This is a genomic window from Paenibacillus sp. Y568, from assembly GCF_059445545.1.
The window spans coordinates 167,985-185,851 of record NZ_JCAIUM010000001.1; the positions used below are offsets into that span (position 1 = coordinate 167,985).

The 17,867-nt window shown below is 39.8% G+C and carries 17 protein-coding genes and 1 other annotated feature; of the genes, 3 read left to right on the top strand and 14 right to left on the bottom strand.

Going from position 1 to position 17,867, the window contains the following annotated elements; genetic code table 11:
- Nucleotides 1–191: 191 nt before the first annotated feature.
- A complete protein-coding gene (locus AC1D7X_RS00805) occupies nucleotides 192–551 on the bottom strand; it encodes a hypothetical protein (protein ID WP_495454506.1) in 360 nt (119 codons plus the stop codon).
- Between the two features lie 92 nt (nucleotides 552–643).
- Between AC1D7X_RS00805 and AC1D7X_RS00810 the strand changes: the two genes are divergently transcribed.
- A complete protein-coding gene (locus tag AC1D7X_RS00810) occupies nucleotides 644–1,540 on the top strand; it encodes a polysaccharide deacetylase family protein (protein ID WP_495454505.1) in 897 nt (298 codons plus the stop codon).
- Nucleotides 1,541–1,642: 102 nt separating this feature from the next.
- Here the strand turns inward: AC1D7X_RS00810 and AC1D7X_RS00815 are convergent, their stop codons facing one another.
- Genes AC1D7X_RS00815 through AC1D7X_RS00825 form a run of 3 tightly spaced genes read right to left on the bottom strand, consistent with a single transcriptional unit; the run spans nucleotide 1,643 to nucleotide 3,412 of the window.
- Nucleotides 1,643–2,476: a metallophosphoesterase gene (locus AC1D7X_RS00815; protein ID WP_495454504.1), complete on the bottom strand. Its 834-nt coding sequence runs from the start codon at nucleotides 2,474–2,476 to the stop codon at nucleotides 1,643–1,645.
- Nucleotides 2,464–2,832, bottom strand: a complete 369-nt coding sequence (locus AC1D7X_RS00820; RefSeq protein ID WP_495454503.1) for a hypothetical protein — start codon at nucleotides 2,830–2,832, stop codon at nucleotides 2,464–2,466. The genes AC1D7X_RS00815 and AC1D7X_RS00820 overlap by 13 nt, the downstream gene beginning before the upstream one ends.
- Nucleotides 2,825–3,412 (bottom strand): CPBP family intramembrane glutamic endopeptidase, encoded by a 588-nt coding sequence (locus AC1D7X_RS00825; RefSeq protein ID WP_495454745.1) that lies wholly within the window; start codon nucleotides 3,410–3,412, stop codon nucleotides 2,825–2,827. Before AC1D7X_RS00825 ends, AC1D7X_RS00820 begins: the two co-directional genes overlap by 8 nt.
- 70 nt (nucleotides 3,413–3,482) lie before the next feature.
- On the opposite strand from AC1D7X_RS00825, the gene AC1D7X_RS00830 reads away from it, so the two are divergent.
- Both AC1D7X_RS00830 and serA read left to right on the top strand, forming a co-directional pair.
- Complete coding sequence (locus tag AC1D7X_RS00830; RefSeq protein ID WP_495454502.1) at nucleotides 3,483–4,400, top strand: hypothetical protein; 918 nt, start codon at nucleotides 3,483–3,485, stop codon at nucleotides 4,398–4,400.
- A gap of 146 nt (nucleotides 4,401–4,546) precedes the next feature.
- Nucleotides 4,547–4,775, top strand: a binding site (T-box leader).
- 198 nt (nucleotides 4,776–4,973) lie between these two features.
- Nucleotides 4,974–6,566 (top strand): phosphoglycerate dehydrogenase, encoded by a 1,593-nt coding sequence (gene serA / locus AC1D7X_RS00835; RefSeq protein ID WP_495454501.1) that lies wholly within the window; start codon nucleotides 4,974–4,976, stop codon nucleotides 6,564–6,566.
- 61 nt (nucleotides 6,567–6,627) lie between these two features.
- On the opposite strand, the gene glpK is transcribed toward serA, so the two are convergent.
- The 10 genes from glpK to AC1D7X_RS00885 all read right to left on the bottom strand — a co-directional run bounded on the left by glpK (nucleotide 6,628) and on the right by AC1D7X_RS00885 (nucleotide 17,856).
- The gene (gene glpK / locus AC1D7X_RS00840) at nucleotides 6,628–8,133 is read right to left on the bottom strand and encodes a glycerol kinase GlpK (protein WP_495454500.1); all 1,506 of its coding nucleotides are present in this window, start codon (nucleotides 8,131–8,133) and stop codon (nucleotides 6,628–6,630) included.
- Nucleotides 8,134–8,264: 131 nt separating this feature from the next.
- A complete protein-coding gene (locus AC1D7X_RS00845; protein ID WP_495474454.1) occupies nucleotides 8,265–9,701 on the bottom strand; it encodes an ATP-binding protein in 1,437 nt (478 codons plus the stop codon).
- 1 nt (nucleotide 9,702) lies between these two features.
- Entirely contained in the window at nucleotides 9,703–10,419 is a 717-nt protein-coding gene (locus AC1D7X_RS00850) for a response regulator transcription factor (protein WP_495454498.1), read from the bottom strand.
- Between the two features lie 179 nt (nucleotides 10,420–10,598).
- Nucleotides 10,599–11,855, bottom strand: a complete 1,257-nt coding sequence (gene ccsA / locus AC1D7X_RS00855) for a cytochrome c biogenesis protein CcsA (RefSeq protein WP_495454497.1) — start codon at nucleotides 11,853–11,855, stop codon at nucleotides 10,599–10,601.
- Nucleotides 11,852–13,543: a cytochrome c biogenesis protein ResB gene (gene resB / locus AC1D7X_RS00860; RefSeq protein ID WP_495454496.1), complete on the bottom strand. Its 1,692-nt coding sequence runs from the start codon at nucleotides 13,541–13,543 to the stop codon at nucleotides 11,852–11,854. Before resB ends, ccsA begins: the two co-directional genes overlap by 4 nt.
- Nucleotides 13,540–14,067: a redoxin domain-containing protein gene (locus AC1D7X_RS00865; protein ID WP_495454495.1), complete on the bottom strand. Its 528-nt coding sequence runs from the start codon at nucleotides 14,065–14,067 to the stop codon at nucleotides 13,540–13,542. Before AC1D7X_RS00865 ends, resB begins: the two co-directional genes overlap by 4 nt.
- 137 nt (nucleotides 14,068–14,204) lie before the next feature.
- Nucleotides 14,205–14,945, bottom strand: a complete 741-nt coding sequence (locus AC1D7X_RS00870) for a pseudouridine synthase (RefSeq protein WP_495454494.1) — start codon at nucleotides 14,943–14,945, stop codon at nucleotides 14,205–14,207.
- Between the two features lie 441 nt (nucleotides 14,946–15,386).
- Nucleotides 15,387–15,920 carry a spore maturation protein gene (locus tag AC1D7X_RS00875; RefSeq protein WP_495454493.1) on the bottom strand — a complete coding sequence of 178 codons (534 nt, stop codon included), beginning with the start codon at nucleotides 15,918–15,920 and terminating at the stop codon, nucleotides 15,387–15,389.
- Between the two features lie 6 nt (nucleotides 15,921–15,926).
- The gene (locus tag AC1D7X_RS00880) at nucleotides 15,927–16,562 is read right to left on the bottom strand and encodes a nucleoside recognition domain-containing protein (protein WP_495454492.1); all 636 of its coding nucleotides are present in this window, start codon (nucleotides 16,560–16,562) and stop codon (nucleotides 15,927–15,929) included.
- A 109-nt stretch (nucleotides 16,563–16,671) separates the two neighbouring features.
- Nucleotides 16,672–17,856, bottom strand: a complete 1,185-nt coding sequence (locus AC1D7X_RS00885; RefSeq protein WP_495474455.1) for a D-alanyl-D-alanine carboxypeptidase family protein — start codon at nucleotides 17,854–17,856, stop codon at nucleotides 16,672–16,674.
- Nucleotides 17,857–17,867 lie beyond the last annotated feature (11 nt).

A 17,867-nucleotide genomic window follows, 5' to 3' on the forward strand; every position in this document is an offset into this window, starting at 1 on the left:
AGGGATCCTCCTTTGCAAGCAATGAGATATTACAACTTATGATGTCTCATTTTAAATGTGCTAAAAATGGTTCTTATGTAAGTATCGTATCATTTTCTATCCATAAATGCACGAAATAATAAAGACAAAAAAAGAATCATTTAAATCAGACAAACTTGCCTGATAAATGATTCTAATGTAGGCATTTAAGTTTAAAAACCAGGTATTACCGTATTTGTTTCTTTTAGAATCATATCCACTTCATGTTTAACATCTGGATTCTGCTTGATAAAATCCTTTAACATGCTCATACTGGATTCCTTCGAATGGGTCTGCGTTTGACTTCCTGATGATCCGTTTGATTCATGAGATGAATGTTGTGTGGAGCCCATCGTGGGACTTTCACTATCAAGATCCCCATTCATATTCATACCGAATCCTGCAAAATCCATCATCTTATCTTTAGCTTTGTCTGCAACCTGACTCATAGAACCATTCCGACTGTTTTTGGACATCATATTGGTAGCTGCTGCACCAATCACAATTCCGGTTAAAAGTGACGAAATATTCACACGTATAACCTCCTTTTATGATAGAATCATCGCTAGTATTTGCAATTATTTAAGTACTCATACGGTAAATTACAGGAAAGTGAGATGGAATTATGACAAAACAAACAACAACACTATTCCTGATTTGTGCTTTGTTACTGAGCGCCTGCGGAAATTCGACGACAAAGAACTCCGATTCAAATTCAGACACAAATCAAGTTCAACAGCAATCCCAAGAAGGAGGTATAACTTCATCTAATCCAGCGGCGAACCAACCAAAAGTTGAATCGTCGAATGAACCTGCGGCAATAGAAGAAGAAAACAACCAACCCACATCAGATGCATCTCCACAAGAAACACCCATCGAATTGAAGTACCACATGAACAAAAATTATGACATCATTCCAAACGATGAAGGTACACCTAAGAAGGTCGTTCTACTTACCTTTGATGACGGCCCAAAAGAAGCAGATATGATTAATAGTTTAATTGATACTCTGGACAAGCATCATGCGAAGGCTATTTTCTTCGTGAATGGGTATAAAGTAAAAGAAAATCCAGATCTACTCAAACTTATTCATGACCGTGAACAAATAATCGGCAATCATAGCTGGGATCATATCGTACTCAAATCCGAGTCCGAAACTGAAGTGAAGAAACAAATTGAAGATGTTCAAAAAGCGGTAAAAGATATCACTGGTGAAGTTCCTGTATTCTTCCGTCCACCCCATGGTGCTGGTGGGGATGTTGGCAAGAAAGTTGCCAAAGAGAATGGCCTGTTGTACATGACTTGGTCAAACGGATCTTTGGACTGGGAAATGAAGGAATCAGACGCTAATAAAACAACCAAGATCATCAAGAACGTAACCGACCAACTCCATTCAGGAAGCAACATTCTAATGCACGAATTACCTTGGACGGTTGAAGCTCTAGAAACATTATTAGTCGAACTTGAAGGAAGAGGATACACTTTCGTAGATCCGAGAAGTATTGAATTGGAAATGCGTTAGAAACGCGATACTCATTCGACATGAAAAAAAGGAATTATTCTTCGAAGTTTCATTCATTAATGAACTTCATTGAATAATTCCTTTTTATGTTACTTATCACCTTTAACAACCAGCATTACTTGAGCGTAATGTAATAAGATGCATCTCTGCCGGACAACGCAATCTCAAAGGTAAATGGCGATATCCGAAGCCACGACTCACAAACATAGTTGCTTTTTTAATAAGAGCATTCGACTGTTTCCATTGGAACAATCCACTCGCCATATTCCGATACTCCTTATCTAAATAGACGGGTCCCACGAGAGGTAGAATGATCTGACCCCCATGTGTATGCCCTGCTAAGATAAGGTCTGCCGGTTTAACGGAGTATCGATTAATCCACGCAGGATCATGAACTAAGACCATTCGGCAAGTCTCCATTTCATGTGCAGGCAGTTTCGGTAAAGATGGATAAGACCTTTTGCGGAGGGGTGGGTAATCCATACCCGTTAACCATACATGAGCTCCATTTTTATATAACTTAACATTACTGTTCATCAGCAATCTTACGTCGCATTGTTCAAGTATATGATCAAGTGAGGCCGTATTTGCCTTGTAATCGTGGTTACCATGCACAGCAAATACAGGAGCTACTAACCTTAAAAGACTCATGTTACTTTTCACTCGTTTGATGGGAACGTTCTTCTCCATGATATCTCCTGCAAGAAACACCCAGTCGACTTTATCTACTTGTGACATGATGAGACGTTTAGGTAGTCTTCTTCTGTGAATATCAGTAATCAATAGAATCTTACTACCATCAAATGAGCTCGGAAGACGATCCAGCACCAATTCAATAGGCAATATCCTTCTACATAGCCCTTCATTCATCATCCTCAGAATAACAGTTAACCCTACCACACTCACGAATAACGAGGCCCATATTAGTGCATCCATCGCCAGATCTCCTTCCAAGGAGGAGCCCCTTCTATTCCCCACCATACTAAAGCTCCAGTTAGTATAATGAATAACCTAATTAATGTATTTAAAAAGATTTTGCTAAATTTAACATTTAAGGATGAGTATGTATTAGATCTTAGAGGTACTTGATCGCTTTCAATGTCCCTCTCTTTATCCTCTTTATCTTTTACCACGCTTCTTCTCAAGGGATCCATCTTTTGGGAAGACACAGGATGTTCTGAGCCATTGATATCTTTTTCTTCACTTAAATCTTTGCGCAATAGTGGTGGCTTCTTTTTCTCCTCTAACCGACGTCTTTTATGCGATTCTACTCTACTTAATCCGCTACTCATGTTTCCCTCCGAAACGAATCATTAATCCTGATACCAAATCTATAACAAAATGGCACAAGATTGGAGCCCATAGGCTTCCTGTGTGGAGATAGATAAACCCTAGACCGTAACTACTGAGAAAAACCCAACCCGTAGGAATCCAATGTTTTAAATAGCGAATATGAATAACGGCAAATATAATACTCGTCCAATAAGGTCCTACAGCGTATTGAATAGCTCCTCGAAATAATAATTCTTCACACACGGCGACCATAGCAGCTATACAGACAATGTGCCATACCGGGCGATCACTGAACAACATGTGATTTATACCACCGTCGTCCATTGCATCCTCTGGCATAATTCTAGTTACTATGAAATCAACAATAAGCATTGTTCCCGCTAAACCAAGACCCCAAGCCACAAAATTGTCGGTATTATCTAAAGAAAAGAGTTCGAATGGATTTCTCTTCTGAAATAAAACCCATATAATGCCGATAACCAATGTAAGGGCTTGTGTGAAATATAGATTGAGAAGTAGTAGACGGCTATTTAATTGATCTGCAGACACCTGTTTAATTTTTATCTTTGGAATTTTCAATTTAATTTTTTTCATCGTGTCCAACCTGTTCTAGTTTAGTTTTATATGAATTTTGAAGGAGATAATAATAATGAAGAAAAAAGGTTCCTCTCGCATTGAATTGTATTTCAGTTTAACCTTAATTTTCGTCATCATCATATCAACAGCCGCATTCTTCTCAGGTGTAAAAGTCGGTGCAGATAAGATGGAAGATAAATATGATTACTTAAAAACTAAACCTTCCGATCCTGAGTTCATTGATTCGTATCAACAACAAGATTTAGTTAACTTCTATCATACCGTATTTTTACCTTACAGAGAATTTAAATCAGAATGGGTCGCTAAGACCGATACGATCAATCAAACTGAAAATGCTGCTCAGACAAGTAAATTACTGAAGCAATTAAGTCAACTTGCAGAAGACAAATATAGTGCAATATCTAACACTACCATGTATTCTACATCTCCACTACTACAGGAATCACAGACAGAACTTCTTAGTAGCATACGCCTTCTTGGTGATGCAGCAGATAAGATCTCTTCGTCCTCGAATTTAAATAGTGGTGAACAATTAATGAAAGAGTTCAGAAATAATAAATTATACAAGAATGGTATCAATTATGGACTTACAGCTCAAAAAAAATATTATTGTTCCATGGTAAACTGGAGTTCTAAGGTTAATCCTTCGATATCTCTTACGTATGACTTCACTAAGGATATTTCCTTCGCTTCATGGAGAAGTTATTCTTTAATTATCAAGAATGCCGCAGTGTCAACCATTTTGACAAAGGACTCAATCTTCAGAGCATATGATCCTCAGGATATGACTGCCAGAATCGATAATTTAATTAAATCTGGAAATGTGAAATCTATGAATCTTCATTCTGTAAATGATGTCATTCATCTACTGAGCACAACAGATGCAGTTAAAGAAAATGATTTCAAGAAATGGAAAAATAAATATTACAGTGAGGAACTTCTTCCTCAGTTACCGTTCTTTTATGAGTGAGCAGTCCTCAAGCCCTTATCAGTATAAAGAATCATAGCGAATTATAAGACGAAATTCAAGTTCACATGGCTACACGATTATAATTTGTATTTAATGCTATTGACATCTCTTACGTGACCATGATACATTATGAAAAATTAAGTACGAATAAGTCGATGACGGAAAACAGACAGATCTATAGTCTACAGAGAGTCGGTGGCTGGTGTAAACCGATGTCTAATATTTGTCTAAGCATTCCTGAGGTATTGCATTGAACGTAAGTAGGTGCAATCGGATAATCTCCGTTAACAGATATGATCATAATGATGATCATTTGAGGCTGCTGATATGATGGCAGTGAATTAGGGTGGTACCACGATAACTTTCGTCCCTTACTACGCAAGTAGTATGCGGATTGGAAGTTTTTTTGTTACTCTTTCACCATCATACCTTTAAAGTGGCTACTTTTTTACAATTTCAGTCTTTGTTGCGACAACGCGTTGCATTGACGAATACTGGTTTTACGGTCATATGTCGACCTATAGACATATGACTAAATATAATAGCTATTGATTATTAAGGGGGAAAGAAACCATGTTTAAAGTGTTGGTATCGGATCCAATCAGTGATTTAGGAATTCAGCAATTAATGGACGCAGAAGACGTAACCGTTGTGAAACAAACAGGTCTTAGTGAAGATGAATTAGTAGCAATCATCGGAGAATACGACGGTTTGTTAGTTCGTAGCCAGACTCGCGTAACCGAGCGGATCTTGACTGCGGGCAAGAATCTGAAAGCTGTAGGACGTGCAGGCGTTGGTGTAGATAATATCGATTTAGAAGCTGCGACGAAACGCGGTGTGGTCGTTATTAATGCACCTGATGGAAACACAATCACAACTTGTGAGCATACCTTTGCAATGATGATGGCATTAGCTCGTCATATTCCACAAGCGTATGCCAAGACAATCGGTGGAACATGGGATCGTAAAACCTTTATCGGTGTAGAGCTTCGCAACAAAACATTAGGTGTACTCGGTATGGGCCGTATTGGTAGTGAAGTAGCTAAGCGTGCAAAAGCTTTTGGTATGAATATTCTTGCGTACGATCCATTCTTGACAGCAGAACGTGCAGAGAAAATGGAAGTGACACTAGCTTCTGTTAACGATATTATTCTTAATGCGGATTTCATGACTGTACACACACCTTTAACACCTGAAACACGCAATATGATTTCACGTCCACAGTTCGAAGTTATGAAAAAAGGAATGCGGATCATCAACTGTGCCCGTGGTGGTGTTATTGATGAAATGGCATTAGTGGAAGCTATTGATCAAGGTATTGTAGCAGGTGCAGCCTTCGACGTCTTTGAACATGAACCACCACAAAGTGATCATCCATTCTTAAGCCATCCTCAAATTATCGTTACACCTCACTTAGGTGCATCTACAATTGAGGCTCAAGAGAATGTTGCTATTGATGTATCGGAAGAAATATTGCATATATTACGTAATGAGCCTTTCAAGAACGCTGTTAATATTCCACCGGTATCCGCTAGTGTTATGAAGAAACTTCAACCTTACTTCTCTCTCGGCGAGAACCTAGGTAGTTTCGCAGCACAAATTACGACACAAGCTGTAAGCGAAATTCATATTGACTATGCAGGAGATCTGTCTGATGTTGATACGTTACCACTTACACGTTATATCATAAAAGGTGTGTTATCTTATCACTTAGGAAATGATGTAAATATCGTGAACTGTTCTCATCTTGCTAAATCCCGTGATATCAACGTTGTGGTATCTAAGGCTGCAAGAACAAAAGGGTTCACGAACCTCATTTCTGTTACGCTCAAAACACAAACTGATCAAGATCGCCTTGTAGCTGGTACACTACTTCAGGGATATGGTGAACGTATCGTATTACTTGATAAGTTCCCAGTTGATATTGCTCCAGAAGGACATCAAATCTTGATCTCTCACAACGATAAACCAGGTATCATTGGACTTGTAGGTACTTTACTTGGTAAGAATGAAGTCAATATTGCATCGATGCAAGTTGGACGTACACTTGTTGGTGGCTCTGCCCTTATGATATTAACCGTAGATAAAGCAGTACCTAAAGATGTCTTAATTCAGCTTGTAGCTCTACAAGAAATTAATACAGCTCAAGAAATTATTCTAAATTAATAAAATCTCTAATCTATCAAATAAAGGCGTTGATCCATGGATCGACGCCTTTATTAATATATTAATCGAAATGGTGTTGTTCCCAACCCATGGTTCGTTTAACTGCATCCTGCCAAATGTGATATAATTTTTCCTTTTTTTCATCAGCCATTAACGGTTGAAATGTTCTCTCTGCGGAATTAAACTGTTTCAATTCCTCCTTACTCCATAACCCACTAACTAATCCTGCTAAGAGCGCCGCTCCAAGTGATGTTGTTTCTCCATTCTCTGTTCGTGTCACCTCTACTCCAAGAATGTCTGCTTGGAATTGCATCAACAAATTATTAGAGACTGCACCACCATCTACACGAAGCTCTCGTAGAGGCATCCCGGCGTCCTTCTCCATCGCATTAATGACATCACGAGACTGATAAGCCAATGACTCTATGGTAGCTCGTACAATATGATTAGATGTTGTTCCTCGTGTCAGCCCAAATATAGCCCCACGAGCATACATATCCCAATAAGGTGCCCCTAATCCAGTAAAAGCTGGAACCACGACAACGCCATCGCTTGAGGATACCTCAGTAGCCATTAATTCTGATTGAGCTGGTTCACTAATCCATCCTAGGCCTTCTTCAAGCCATTGTACGGCAGCTCCTGCCACGAAGACACTACCTTCCAGAGCATAATACATCTCATCTTCTATACCCCATGCAACGGTTGTCAGCAATCCATGGGAGGACGTTACCCGCTCACTACCGGTGTTCATTAGAATGAAACAACCTGTTCCATAAGTATTCTTGGCACTTCCCGCCTCTAAACAGGTATGTCCGAATAAAGCTGCTTGCTGATCACCTAGGACCGAATGTATTGGAATCGAAACACCATTTAACCATTTAGGGTCTGTCATACCATAAAAGTGACCCGACATACATATCGTCGGAAGAATGGATCTGGGAATACGTAATTCAGATAATAAATCGTCGTCCCAAGTTCTGGTATCTAGATTAAATAACATCGTTCTAGATGCATTCGTTACATCAGTAGCATGCACCTGACCACTTGTAAGCTTCCATATCATCCAAGTATCCATCGTTCCGGTAATCAACTGACCTTTTTCTGCCTTCTCTCTAGCACCCTCCACATGATCCAGAATCCAAGAAATTTTGGTAGCGGAGAAATAAGCATCAATGACAAGTCCCGTTTTCGTTGTTATTAATTCTGTAAGCCCACGTTCTTTCAAATCCTCACAAAGAGATGCTGTTCGTCGATCCTGCCAGACTATGGCTGGATGGATAGGTTTACCGCTGATTCGATCCCAGACTAACACAGTTTCTCTTTGATTAGTAATACCTATAGAACGGATATGTTCCGCATTAATTTGGCCTTGGGTCAAGGCTTCATGGACTGCCTCAAGTTGTGACATCCAAATTTCTTCCCCATCATGTTCCACCCAGCCAGGCTCTGGATAACTTTGTTTGATTGCCCTCTGAGCTCGCGCTACTGGACGAGCTTGATCATCATATACGATAGCCCTTGAACTTGTTGTCCCTTGATCAAGGGCTAATATATAGTCATTGCTCATGAAATATCAAGCCTCCTATTACTTCCATTCACATTTATATATCTTCTTCATTTGTTCCACGACGAACAAGATTAATCTTTCTTCTTCTACAAAAAAAACCTCCAATAGAGGTGTTTTTTGATTCTATATCATTATTTCTGATTTTCGACAGGAAGTCGTATCGTGAAAGTGGTACCCTCCCCCACTTCACTTGTAACTTTGACAGTCCCATGATGTGCCTCAACAATACTCATAACGATAGCGAGCCCAAGCCCAGTACCCGCAGATTCACCTCGAACACGAGCCTTGTCTGCCTTATAGAATCGTTCAAAGATAAAAGGTACATCTTCCTTTGGAACTCCGACACCTTCATCTTTCACTTCGATTTGAATAAATGAATTATGTTGATCCCCCTGAACAAATTCAGCTATAATATATATATTTTTGCCTGTTGGCGTATGGCGGAAAGCATTGTCGAGTAAATTCGTCATCACTTGTTCTAACTGGTCTTCATCCCCAGACTGAATGATCAATTCATCTGAACGTTTCTCATAATGGAGCTGTAGATCACAATCCTTAGAACGGACGAAAAATTTACGATAGATCCGTTCAAGTAACTCATGAATATTAACGTACCCCATGACCATGTCCGAATGTCCTGCTTCCATACGAGCTAGAACTAACAAGTCTTTCACAAGCCTACCCATTCGGAGAGATTCGTCATGAATAACTTGAATCAATTCTTTACTTTCTTCAGGTGAAGTAGCCATGCCATCTAACAAAGCTTCGCTATAACCCTGCATCATCGAGAGTGGCGTTCTAATCTCATGTGACACATTGGCAACGAAATCCGTACGCATCTTCTCTAAGCGCACTTCCTCCGTCACGTCGCGCATAACCGCTACAGCTCCACGAATATCATTCTCCGAATATAGAGGTGTCATAATCACAGACCATACATCTTGCTTCACATGCACTGAGGTACTAGAATCTCCACTTCCATTGATAGTCATATTAAATAGATCATCTAAAGGTTCTGGTACTTCTGATATACGTTTTCCCCGAGTTTCCGTCGATTCGAAATTCCAATCAATACTCTGCCATAATTCAAGAACACGATGACCCGGTGGATTGGTAAGAATGACTTTACCCTCATTATCAAAGGTGATTACCGCATCACTCATACTTCGAAGTACACTTGCTAAATGTTCTTTCTCCTGATTCAAATTACGAATGTTATCTTCGAGTTCTGCAGCCATATGATTGAAAGTGTTTGCTAACGCGCCAATTTCATCACTAGTCACAACCGATAACCGGGTTCCGTATTCCCCTTTGCGAATCGCATCTGCCGCATGAATTAACTTCTGCATCGGTTGCGTGATCCTAGATAGGAGGAATAATCCGAAGAAAGTTGTCATTGAGAATCCAATAATGGATGTGTAAGTAAATAGACGTTTGATGGCGCCAGAATTCGCGAAATTCGTGTCAATATAAGGCAACAAGAATAATCCCAGAGTAATCAATACAACAGCGACCAGACAAATAATAGTTAGCCATATTTTACCGACAAGTGTTTTCCAGAAATTCACGTTATTTCGAGACCTCTAACTTGTAACCCACGCCCCATACGGTAGTAATCATCGTCGCTGACTCTGGTGATACTTTATTTAATTTCTCACGCAAACGTTTCACATGGGTATCCACGGTACGTAAATCTCCGAAAAACTCATAATTCCAAACATCCTTTAAGAGTTCCTCTCTCGAGAAAACCTTATCTGGCGATACTGCCAAATAATGTAATAACTCATATTCCTTCGGTGTTAGTCCAACTTCCTCACCACTAGCGGTCACACGGTGTGCATCATGTTCAATAACCAAATGAGGGAACACAATATCATTACTAGAATTACCATCCTTAGATAAGTACGCAGTCGTCGAAGATCTCCGTAAAATCGCCTTCACCCGATAAATAACTTCTCGCGGACTAAAAGGTTTAACGACATAATCATCTGCTCCAACTTCAAAACCTTGCACTCGGTTAATTTCTTCCCCTTTAGCTGTAAGCATGAGGACAGGAGTCGATTTCACTTGTCTCAGACGCGTGCAGACTTCAACACCATCTATACCAGGAAGCATAAGGTCCAGAATCACTAGACCATAATCATTTGATATCGCTTTCTGAAGAGCTGTTTCTCCATCTTCAGCTTCATCAATTTGGTATCCTTCTTTTTCCAAATACATTTTTAATAATCGTCGAATGCGTTCCTCATCATCCACGACCAATATCCGATTTAATTCCTCTGACATCGTCAACAACCCCTTAATTATCCTACGTAGGACCCATGGTGAAAGTCCGATTCTCGGATAGATAGTCTATGTATTACCCAAGATTCTCTCCTAAATATCAATTATAGCGAAAATCCGTTTCAACATTCAACATCAAATGTGAAACGGATAGCCAAATACCTAAAAAAACGAATTCAAACTTATTCAGTTCCCGCATAGGAATGTAGACCAGCTATGATTAAATTAACCCCAACAAGCGTAAACATAACAATAACAAAGCCTAGTACCGCAAGCCATGCCGATTTCTTCCCTTGCCATCCACGCGACAATCTTAAATGCAAATAGGCACTATAGAATAACCACGTAATAAGAGCCCAGACTTCTTTAGGATCCCAACCCCAGAAACGCCCCCAAGCGATCTGAGCCCACATCATGGCAAAAATAAGTGCGCCTAAAGTGAATATTGGGAATCCAATTGCAATGGATCGATACGTAATCTCATCAAGATCATCAGCATCTAACCCTTTTAATAAAGGATGTACAGCCTTACCAATAGGTTTGCGTATAATAAGACGAATAATAGCATAAAGAATGAGTCCCGCTAATAGCGACCAAATAATAGTATTCAGTTTTCTTCCTGCATTAATACCTGTCATCCACGATGGAGCCTCGAATAAAGGTTCTTTCATCCCAAGGAAAGGTTGAAAGCTTTCTACCTCACTTTGATACGGTGCTACAATAGGTGGCAAATTATACTCCACTTTAGAAGTTTTCATCGTTGTATCCGTATCACTAACCATCTGTTCCTGTGTGAATACGGATTGATATCCATCTATACGGAAGGCAAAGACAGAGATAATAAATCCAAGGAGCACAACGATTGTTATGAATACGAACTCTACTCCTCGCTGTTGACGACGTTCTCTCTTGTCTTTACTGCTGAAATCAACAGATCGAAGGAGATACATAAATCCTGCTGCAAAACCAATAGCAAAGAATGATTCACCTAATGCTGCCATAGTCACATGAACTTGTAACCACCATGATTGAAGTGATGGTATCAAGGGTTGTGCTTCTTGAGGAAACACTGCCGCATAAGCCATAATAATAATTACGATAGGAACTGCGAATAGTCCTAATAGTGTCTTTTTATAAATGAGATATACCACTGTGAATGCGATCATAATCATCATGGACAAACTACTCATGAACTCAAACATATTACTAACGGGAATATGTCCAGAACTAATCCAACGCGTGAAGAAATAGATTAAATGAGAGATCAAGCCTAGAGAGGATAGGAAGAATGATATACTTCCCCATCGCTTCATATGTTGATCGGGATCACGATTTCTCCAAATACGTCCCATAATAGCTACTCCATACAAGATGAAGGCTACACAGTAGACCAAGAAGGCGATCGTAAAAAACATACTACTGAAATCCATTAAATTCATACTTGATTTCCTCCGTTATCTAGGGACTTTTCATCCACTTCCATATTCACTTTTTGTAATATTACTACGATTTCCTTTCGGATCCCGAACCAATTTTTGTTGGTGTGAGCAGCTAGAGTTAAACTTCCATCATCAATACGTATCCATATCCGGCGATGTTGCCAATAGAATCCTAGAATAAGACCGAGCATAACAATGGCCGCCCCAACCCATATGAATGGCATGACTTTATCGATTCGAATATTTAGATAACTCGTAGACATAGAGAAGTCAACACGTTCCATCCCCTGAACATCCAACTCAAACCAATCATTATCGCCAGCTAGTTTCTCATTAATCACGTCCTGCTGAAAACGCTCTTTATCCACTTGTTTAGGGAAATAAAAGTATTGTACACCCGCTTCAGGTAGATTTGGGCCCTTTAATAAAAATAAAAAGGAAGGTGCGTTTGGATTCGGTGATATAGAAACAGGCTCACCTTGATCATTCAATCCAAAATCCATATATTTCTCTACTAGATTCAGGGTGTAATTTCCTACTTTATACGTTCGCTCAGGATTACGAATATCCAGCTTGAATTGGCCATAATCTTTACCCGTATTCTTGTCTACTAGTGAAGGTGTAACTGATCTCAATATAGGCGTTGTATCGAAATCGAATTGATATGCTTTAAGTCCTTTATAATTTAATGGCTTATTTACCTCGATCGGATGACGGTATACTTCAGTAAGCTTAGGTTCCTTTGAAGGATCATCACAATTCTCAGTACATTCATAAAGTGTTGCTTCCGTACGGAAAAGCTTGGGGAGTATTTTCCCTTTTCCCTTGAATTCCTCTGGCATATCATCTTCTGTATAGTACTCTACGGTAAACTTATCATTCTTTAGATAATAAGAAGTATCAGGAATAGGCTTAGCTTCCCCTTCAGGAAAGGACAAATGTTGATCCATATTTAAACCTGGCAACCCCCGTGCAAGTACTGCAAGTAAGAAAATGATTAATCCAATATGAATAACATATGGACCCCAGCGACTAAAACGATATTTTTCTGCAAGTAATGCACTTCCATCCGTATGTACACGGTACCCCTTTTTCTTAAGCGGAGCCACTATTGTCTTGATCCATTCTTCTTCATCATCGACTAGTTGTGTCTGATATACGACTTTCTGACGAGTCAGGAACTGCATATGTTTGCGAATCTTTCTTTTCGAGAGTGCTTTATATAAAGGCAATACCCGATCTAGACTACAAATAATAAGCGAAGCTCCAATCATCACGAGTAATAAGACAAACCACCAAGATTCATAGGTATGTGACAATCCTAGCTTGTAATAAATTGAACCTGCTGTCCCATAAGTCTCAGGATAATAGCTTGCAGCATCAATATTTAAGAATGTACTTTCTTGAGGAAAGATCGTCCCCAACATTGAACCCAGCAAGGTAAGAATAATCATGTACACAGCAATCTTTACTGAACTAAAAAAGTTCCATATACGGTCAATTACATTTGGGGTACTTCGTTGTGAACGACGGGCCATCCCGTCATATCTCATTTCTAATAATTCTTTAGATTCTTGATCTTCTTTACTTAATGGGTTACCACAAGCTTCACATAGCACCGTTCCCACAGGGTTCTGATGACCACATTCACATTTCGTATTTTGAAAAGCTAATAAATCTTGGATCATTTGGTTGTCACCAACTGTTCAATTTCGTAATCCAACGTCCCTAGATCAAGTTCTCCCAAATGAATCTCTTTGATCTTCCCATTGGGTGCTACGAACAAGGTCGTCGGCAACGGTGATATACCATATTGTTGTACAGCTTCTTTGTTGGGATCTAGCAGGATTTGAAAGTTAATATTGGCCTGTTTCGCGAAATTCTCGACAGACATGACATCTTCACCCGCATTAATACCGATCACAACCACACCTTTGTCCTTCCACTTCTCCGATTGTTGTTGAAGTGCCGGCATTTCTTTGACACAAGGTTTACACCAAGTACCCCAGAAATTAATAACCATAGCTTTGCCCTTATATTCGCTAAGGTTATGAACCTCCCCATCCAATCCTAAAAGATTAAAGGAGGGCGTCTTATCTCCAACCACAGGCTTTCCTCCTGATCCATACACGTTAGAGATAATGGCATACCCTCCTAATAAGACAATGAGCAACAAAATAACAATCTGGACTTTTTTTCTGGATTTACCCAATTTCAAAGCCTCCCTCTATGACATATGTCATAATGAATTCACATTTAATTCACACAGTGTGAACATCCTATGAACAATTATAACTAATATTGCCATAAATATTTCGGTAGTTTTTGAAATTTATGTGACCTTTACAGTTACTTTTTGGGTAATTTGGGAGATTTAGCTAATTTAATCAAATCTTCAATCTCATCTTTCGTTAAATGACGGAATAATCCACGTTTTAGGTTCTGCAATAAAAGATCACCGAAAGAGATTCTCTTCAACTTAATAACAGGATGAGAAATCGCTTCAAACATTCTACGAACCTGACGATTACGTCCCTCATGTATGGTAATGGAGATTGTAGCTTCATTTTTGGCTGTATCGATATCTTTATACTCCACTTCTGCTGGAGAGGTCATTCCGTCATCAAGCATGATTCCTGCCTTCAGCTTGTCTAAGTCGGAACCGTGAGGCACCCCTTTCACTGTTGCCATATATGTTTTTGGCACATGGTGTTTGGGATGCGTAAGAAGATTAGCGAACTCTCCGTCATTGGTGAGAAGAAGTAAACCTTCCGTGTCGTAATCAAGTCTACCCACGGGATATACTCTTTCTTTAATACCTCTTAAATAATCGGATACAATCTTACGACCTTCAGGGTCTGAAGCACTTGTAATTACCCCTTTAGGTTTGTTCATTACGAGATATACCTTCTTTTCGTTACTAATAGGTCTACCACTTACCGTAATGATATCTTGGTCGGGGTCCGCCTTTGTTCCTAGGGTAGTTACGACCTCCCCGTTAACTTCCACTTTACCTGCTACGATCAAATCCTCGCATTTGCGTCTGGATGCAATCCCAGCTTGAGCTAATATTTTCTGTAATCTTTCCATTATCGTTAATTCACCTCAGACTAATGATACCCATCAGCAGGATAAATCACAAGCTCATTCCACGGAAAATGTGAACCTGGACAAACCTGGGAATGTGGGTGGAGGTATAGGGGAGAGATATCGTACCGTCTAGAGAGCTCCATAATTAACTTACTAGCGGTAAAAAGTTGTTGTTTCGACCGGAGTGACATTAGATCATATGCGCGATTAAAATGGCCTTCGAGACAAATATGAATATATTCAGGATCAGTTAGTACGGGGGCGGAAATAATGGAGGAATCTAAACTAATCCAGAAATCATATCCTTTTCCATTAATCGAGGAGCACGCAGAGTGATGAATTATAAACCCTTCATATAACATATACTCACCTCATCCTTGGGCAGCTTGGCTTGTATAGAATATGAAAGATACATACGGTTGGTATAGGCAATCTTCTTAGTCAGCCAAAGAAAATTAAACAAACCGCAATTGCGGCAACAAAACCAACCACATCTGAGAATAAGCCCACCTTCAGGGCATAACGCCCATTTCGGATCCCAACAGCGCCCATATAGACGGTAAGAACATAGAGCGTAGTGTCTGTACTACCTTGTATCGTAGAAGCCATTCTTCCAATCATGGAATCAGGTCCATAGACTCGAATAAGATCTGTCGCAAAAGCCAGAGACCCTGTTCCAGTTAACGGCCGCAGTAGCCCTAACGGGAGAATCTCACTGGGAACACCTAACGATTGAAGGAAAGAACCTGTCCAACCGACAAAGAAATCAAGAGCACCTGATGCTCTAAATACACTAATGGCAACCATCATCCCCACGAGATGTGGAATAATCTGAACGGCTGTCGAGAAGCCATCTTTAGCACCATCAATGAAAGATTCGTAGACAGGTACCTTTTTAGTGAAGGCAAATAAGGGAATAAAGACAATGATAATGGGTATTGCCCAAGTAGAAATGAGATTAATGAGTGCATACACAGAGAATCATCCTTTCATGCTAGGCTTTGATGAGATGCTTTTAGCAGGTGGCTTATGATCTCTATGAAGATTCCATCTTCTACACCAACGATCTGCCAAGATTGCAGCTACTGTTGCAATGAATGTGGCAACCAATGTAGTACCTACGATTTCCGTCGGACTCGCAGAATTGTAATTGATCCGAATTGCGATAAGCGTCGTTGGAATTAAAGTAATGCTTGCTGTATTTAGAGCAAGGAGCGTACACATCGCTGGACTTGCAACCTCTTTATCGGGATTAAGGGTTTGCAACTCCTGCATCGCTTTGATTCCCATGGGTGTCGCCGCATTTCCTAAACCAAGGAGGTTAGCACTCATATTGGATAGAATATAACCGATAGCAGGATGATCACGAGGTACATCAGGGAATAAGAACCTAACAACTGGGCTTAATACCTTAGCAATTTTTCTCAAGAGACCTGAGTCTTCTGCAATGCGCATCATTCCCATCCAGAAAACAAGTACGCTGATGAGTCCAAAACAAACAGTCACTCCTGTCTTAGCACCATCAAATGCTGCTGTTGTCACTGACTCAATATTTCCTGAAATAGCTGCAAATACAAACCCAATTACAAGTAACGCAAGCCAAATTACATTGATCATCCCCATGACCTCCCACACCGTTGTTTCATAATCAATTTCAATCAATTCAAAATCATGTCTATCATTCCTTGTTCCTTAACCATTCCGGTTACAGCATTAGCAATTCCGTTTACACCATTAGCAATTTATTTATTAGTCGTTCAATAATAGTCATCTTAGAATTCGGTTGTGTATAGTCATCTTGCTCTATAGTTTCCTTGTTCGGTATGGCGTGCTCAGGAAGAAGACTTCCTGGAGAATACACAGGAACTTTACCGACGAGTTTACCCTCATGTAGAATCTCGATCCTACCTTTTAATCCAAAAGAAGTATCCGGGCTTTTATCTTGATTTACATTTCTTGGTGTCATTAGAATTAGCCGGTTGGTAATTGCACTTTGTTCTCCTTCGGCTAAAGGATAAGCAAATGCCTGACTAGTAACTAGGTCATGTCCTTCAACCTTTTGTCCACGTTCAATCAGGGAAACAAGCGGATAATACGCAAATCCATAGTCCAACATTTTGCCATGATCATTCCAGTCATCCCCATCATTAATCGTAACACTTACAAGTTGTTGTCCATTTCTTGTTGCTGAACTCACTAGACATCGAAAGGCCTTTTTCGTATAACCTGTCTTCACACCGTCTGCTCCATCATAGAAACGCAGCATTTTATTTTTGTTATCCCATTTGTAATCCCAGGCTTCATTAGGATTGGGGACTTTCTTCGTAGGTGTCTTGACAATTTCCTTAAAAGTCGGATTATGCATTGCATAGGTAGTCATCGTAGCTAAGTCGTTTGCAGAAGAATAATGTCCATCCGCATCCAACCCATGAGGATTCATAAAATGAGTATGTTTGAGCCCTAATTCATTAGCTTTAGCATTCATTAAATAGACGAATCCTTCTTCAGACCCTCCAACATGCTCTGCAATAGCTGTTGCTGCATCATTCCCTGAGCGCAACATAAGCCCATACAGCATATTCTCTAGACTCATTTGTTCTCCGAGCTTTAAGTAAATCGATGAACCTTCTTTGGCATAAGCATTTTTACTTACCTTAACCGGTTTGTTCATCGGTCCATATTCAATGGCCACGATCGCGGTCATAATTTTGGTCAGACTAGCAATTCGAAGCTCATCATCACCATGGTTAGAGTAGAGTATACGGCCCGACGTAACATCCATTAATGAAGCAGCTTGAGCATGTGTAGCTACACCATGGTGAGTGGATCTTGCATGAGTTGGTATGGCAGAACTAATGGATAGACATAAACATATCCATAGAACGATCTTCAATTTATTCTTCATGTTCATGTTTATCTTTC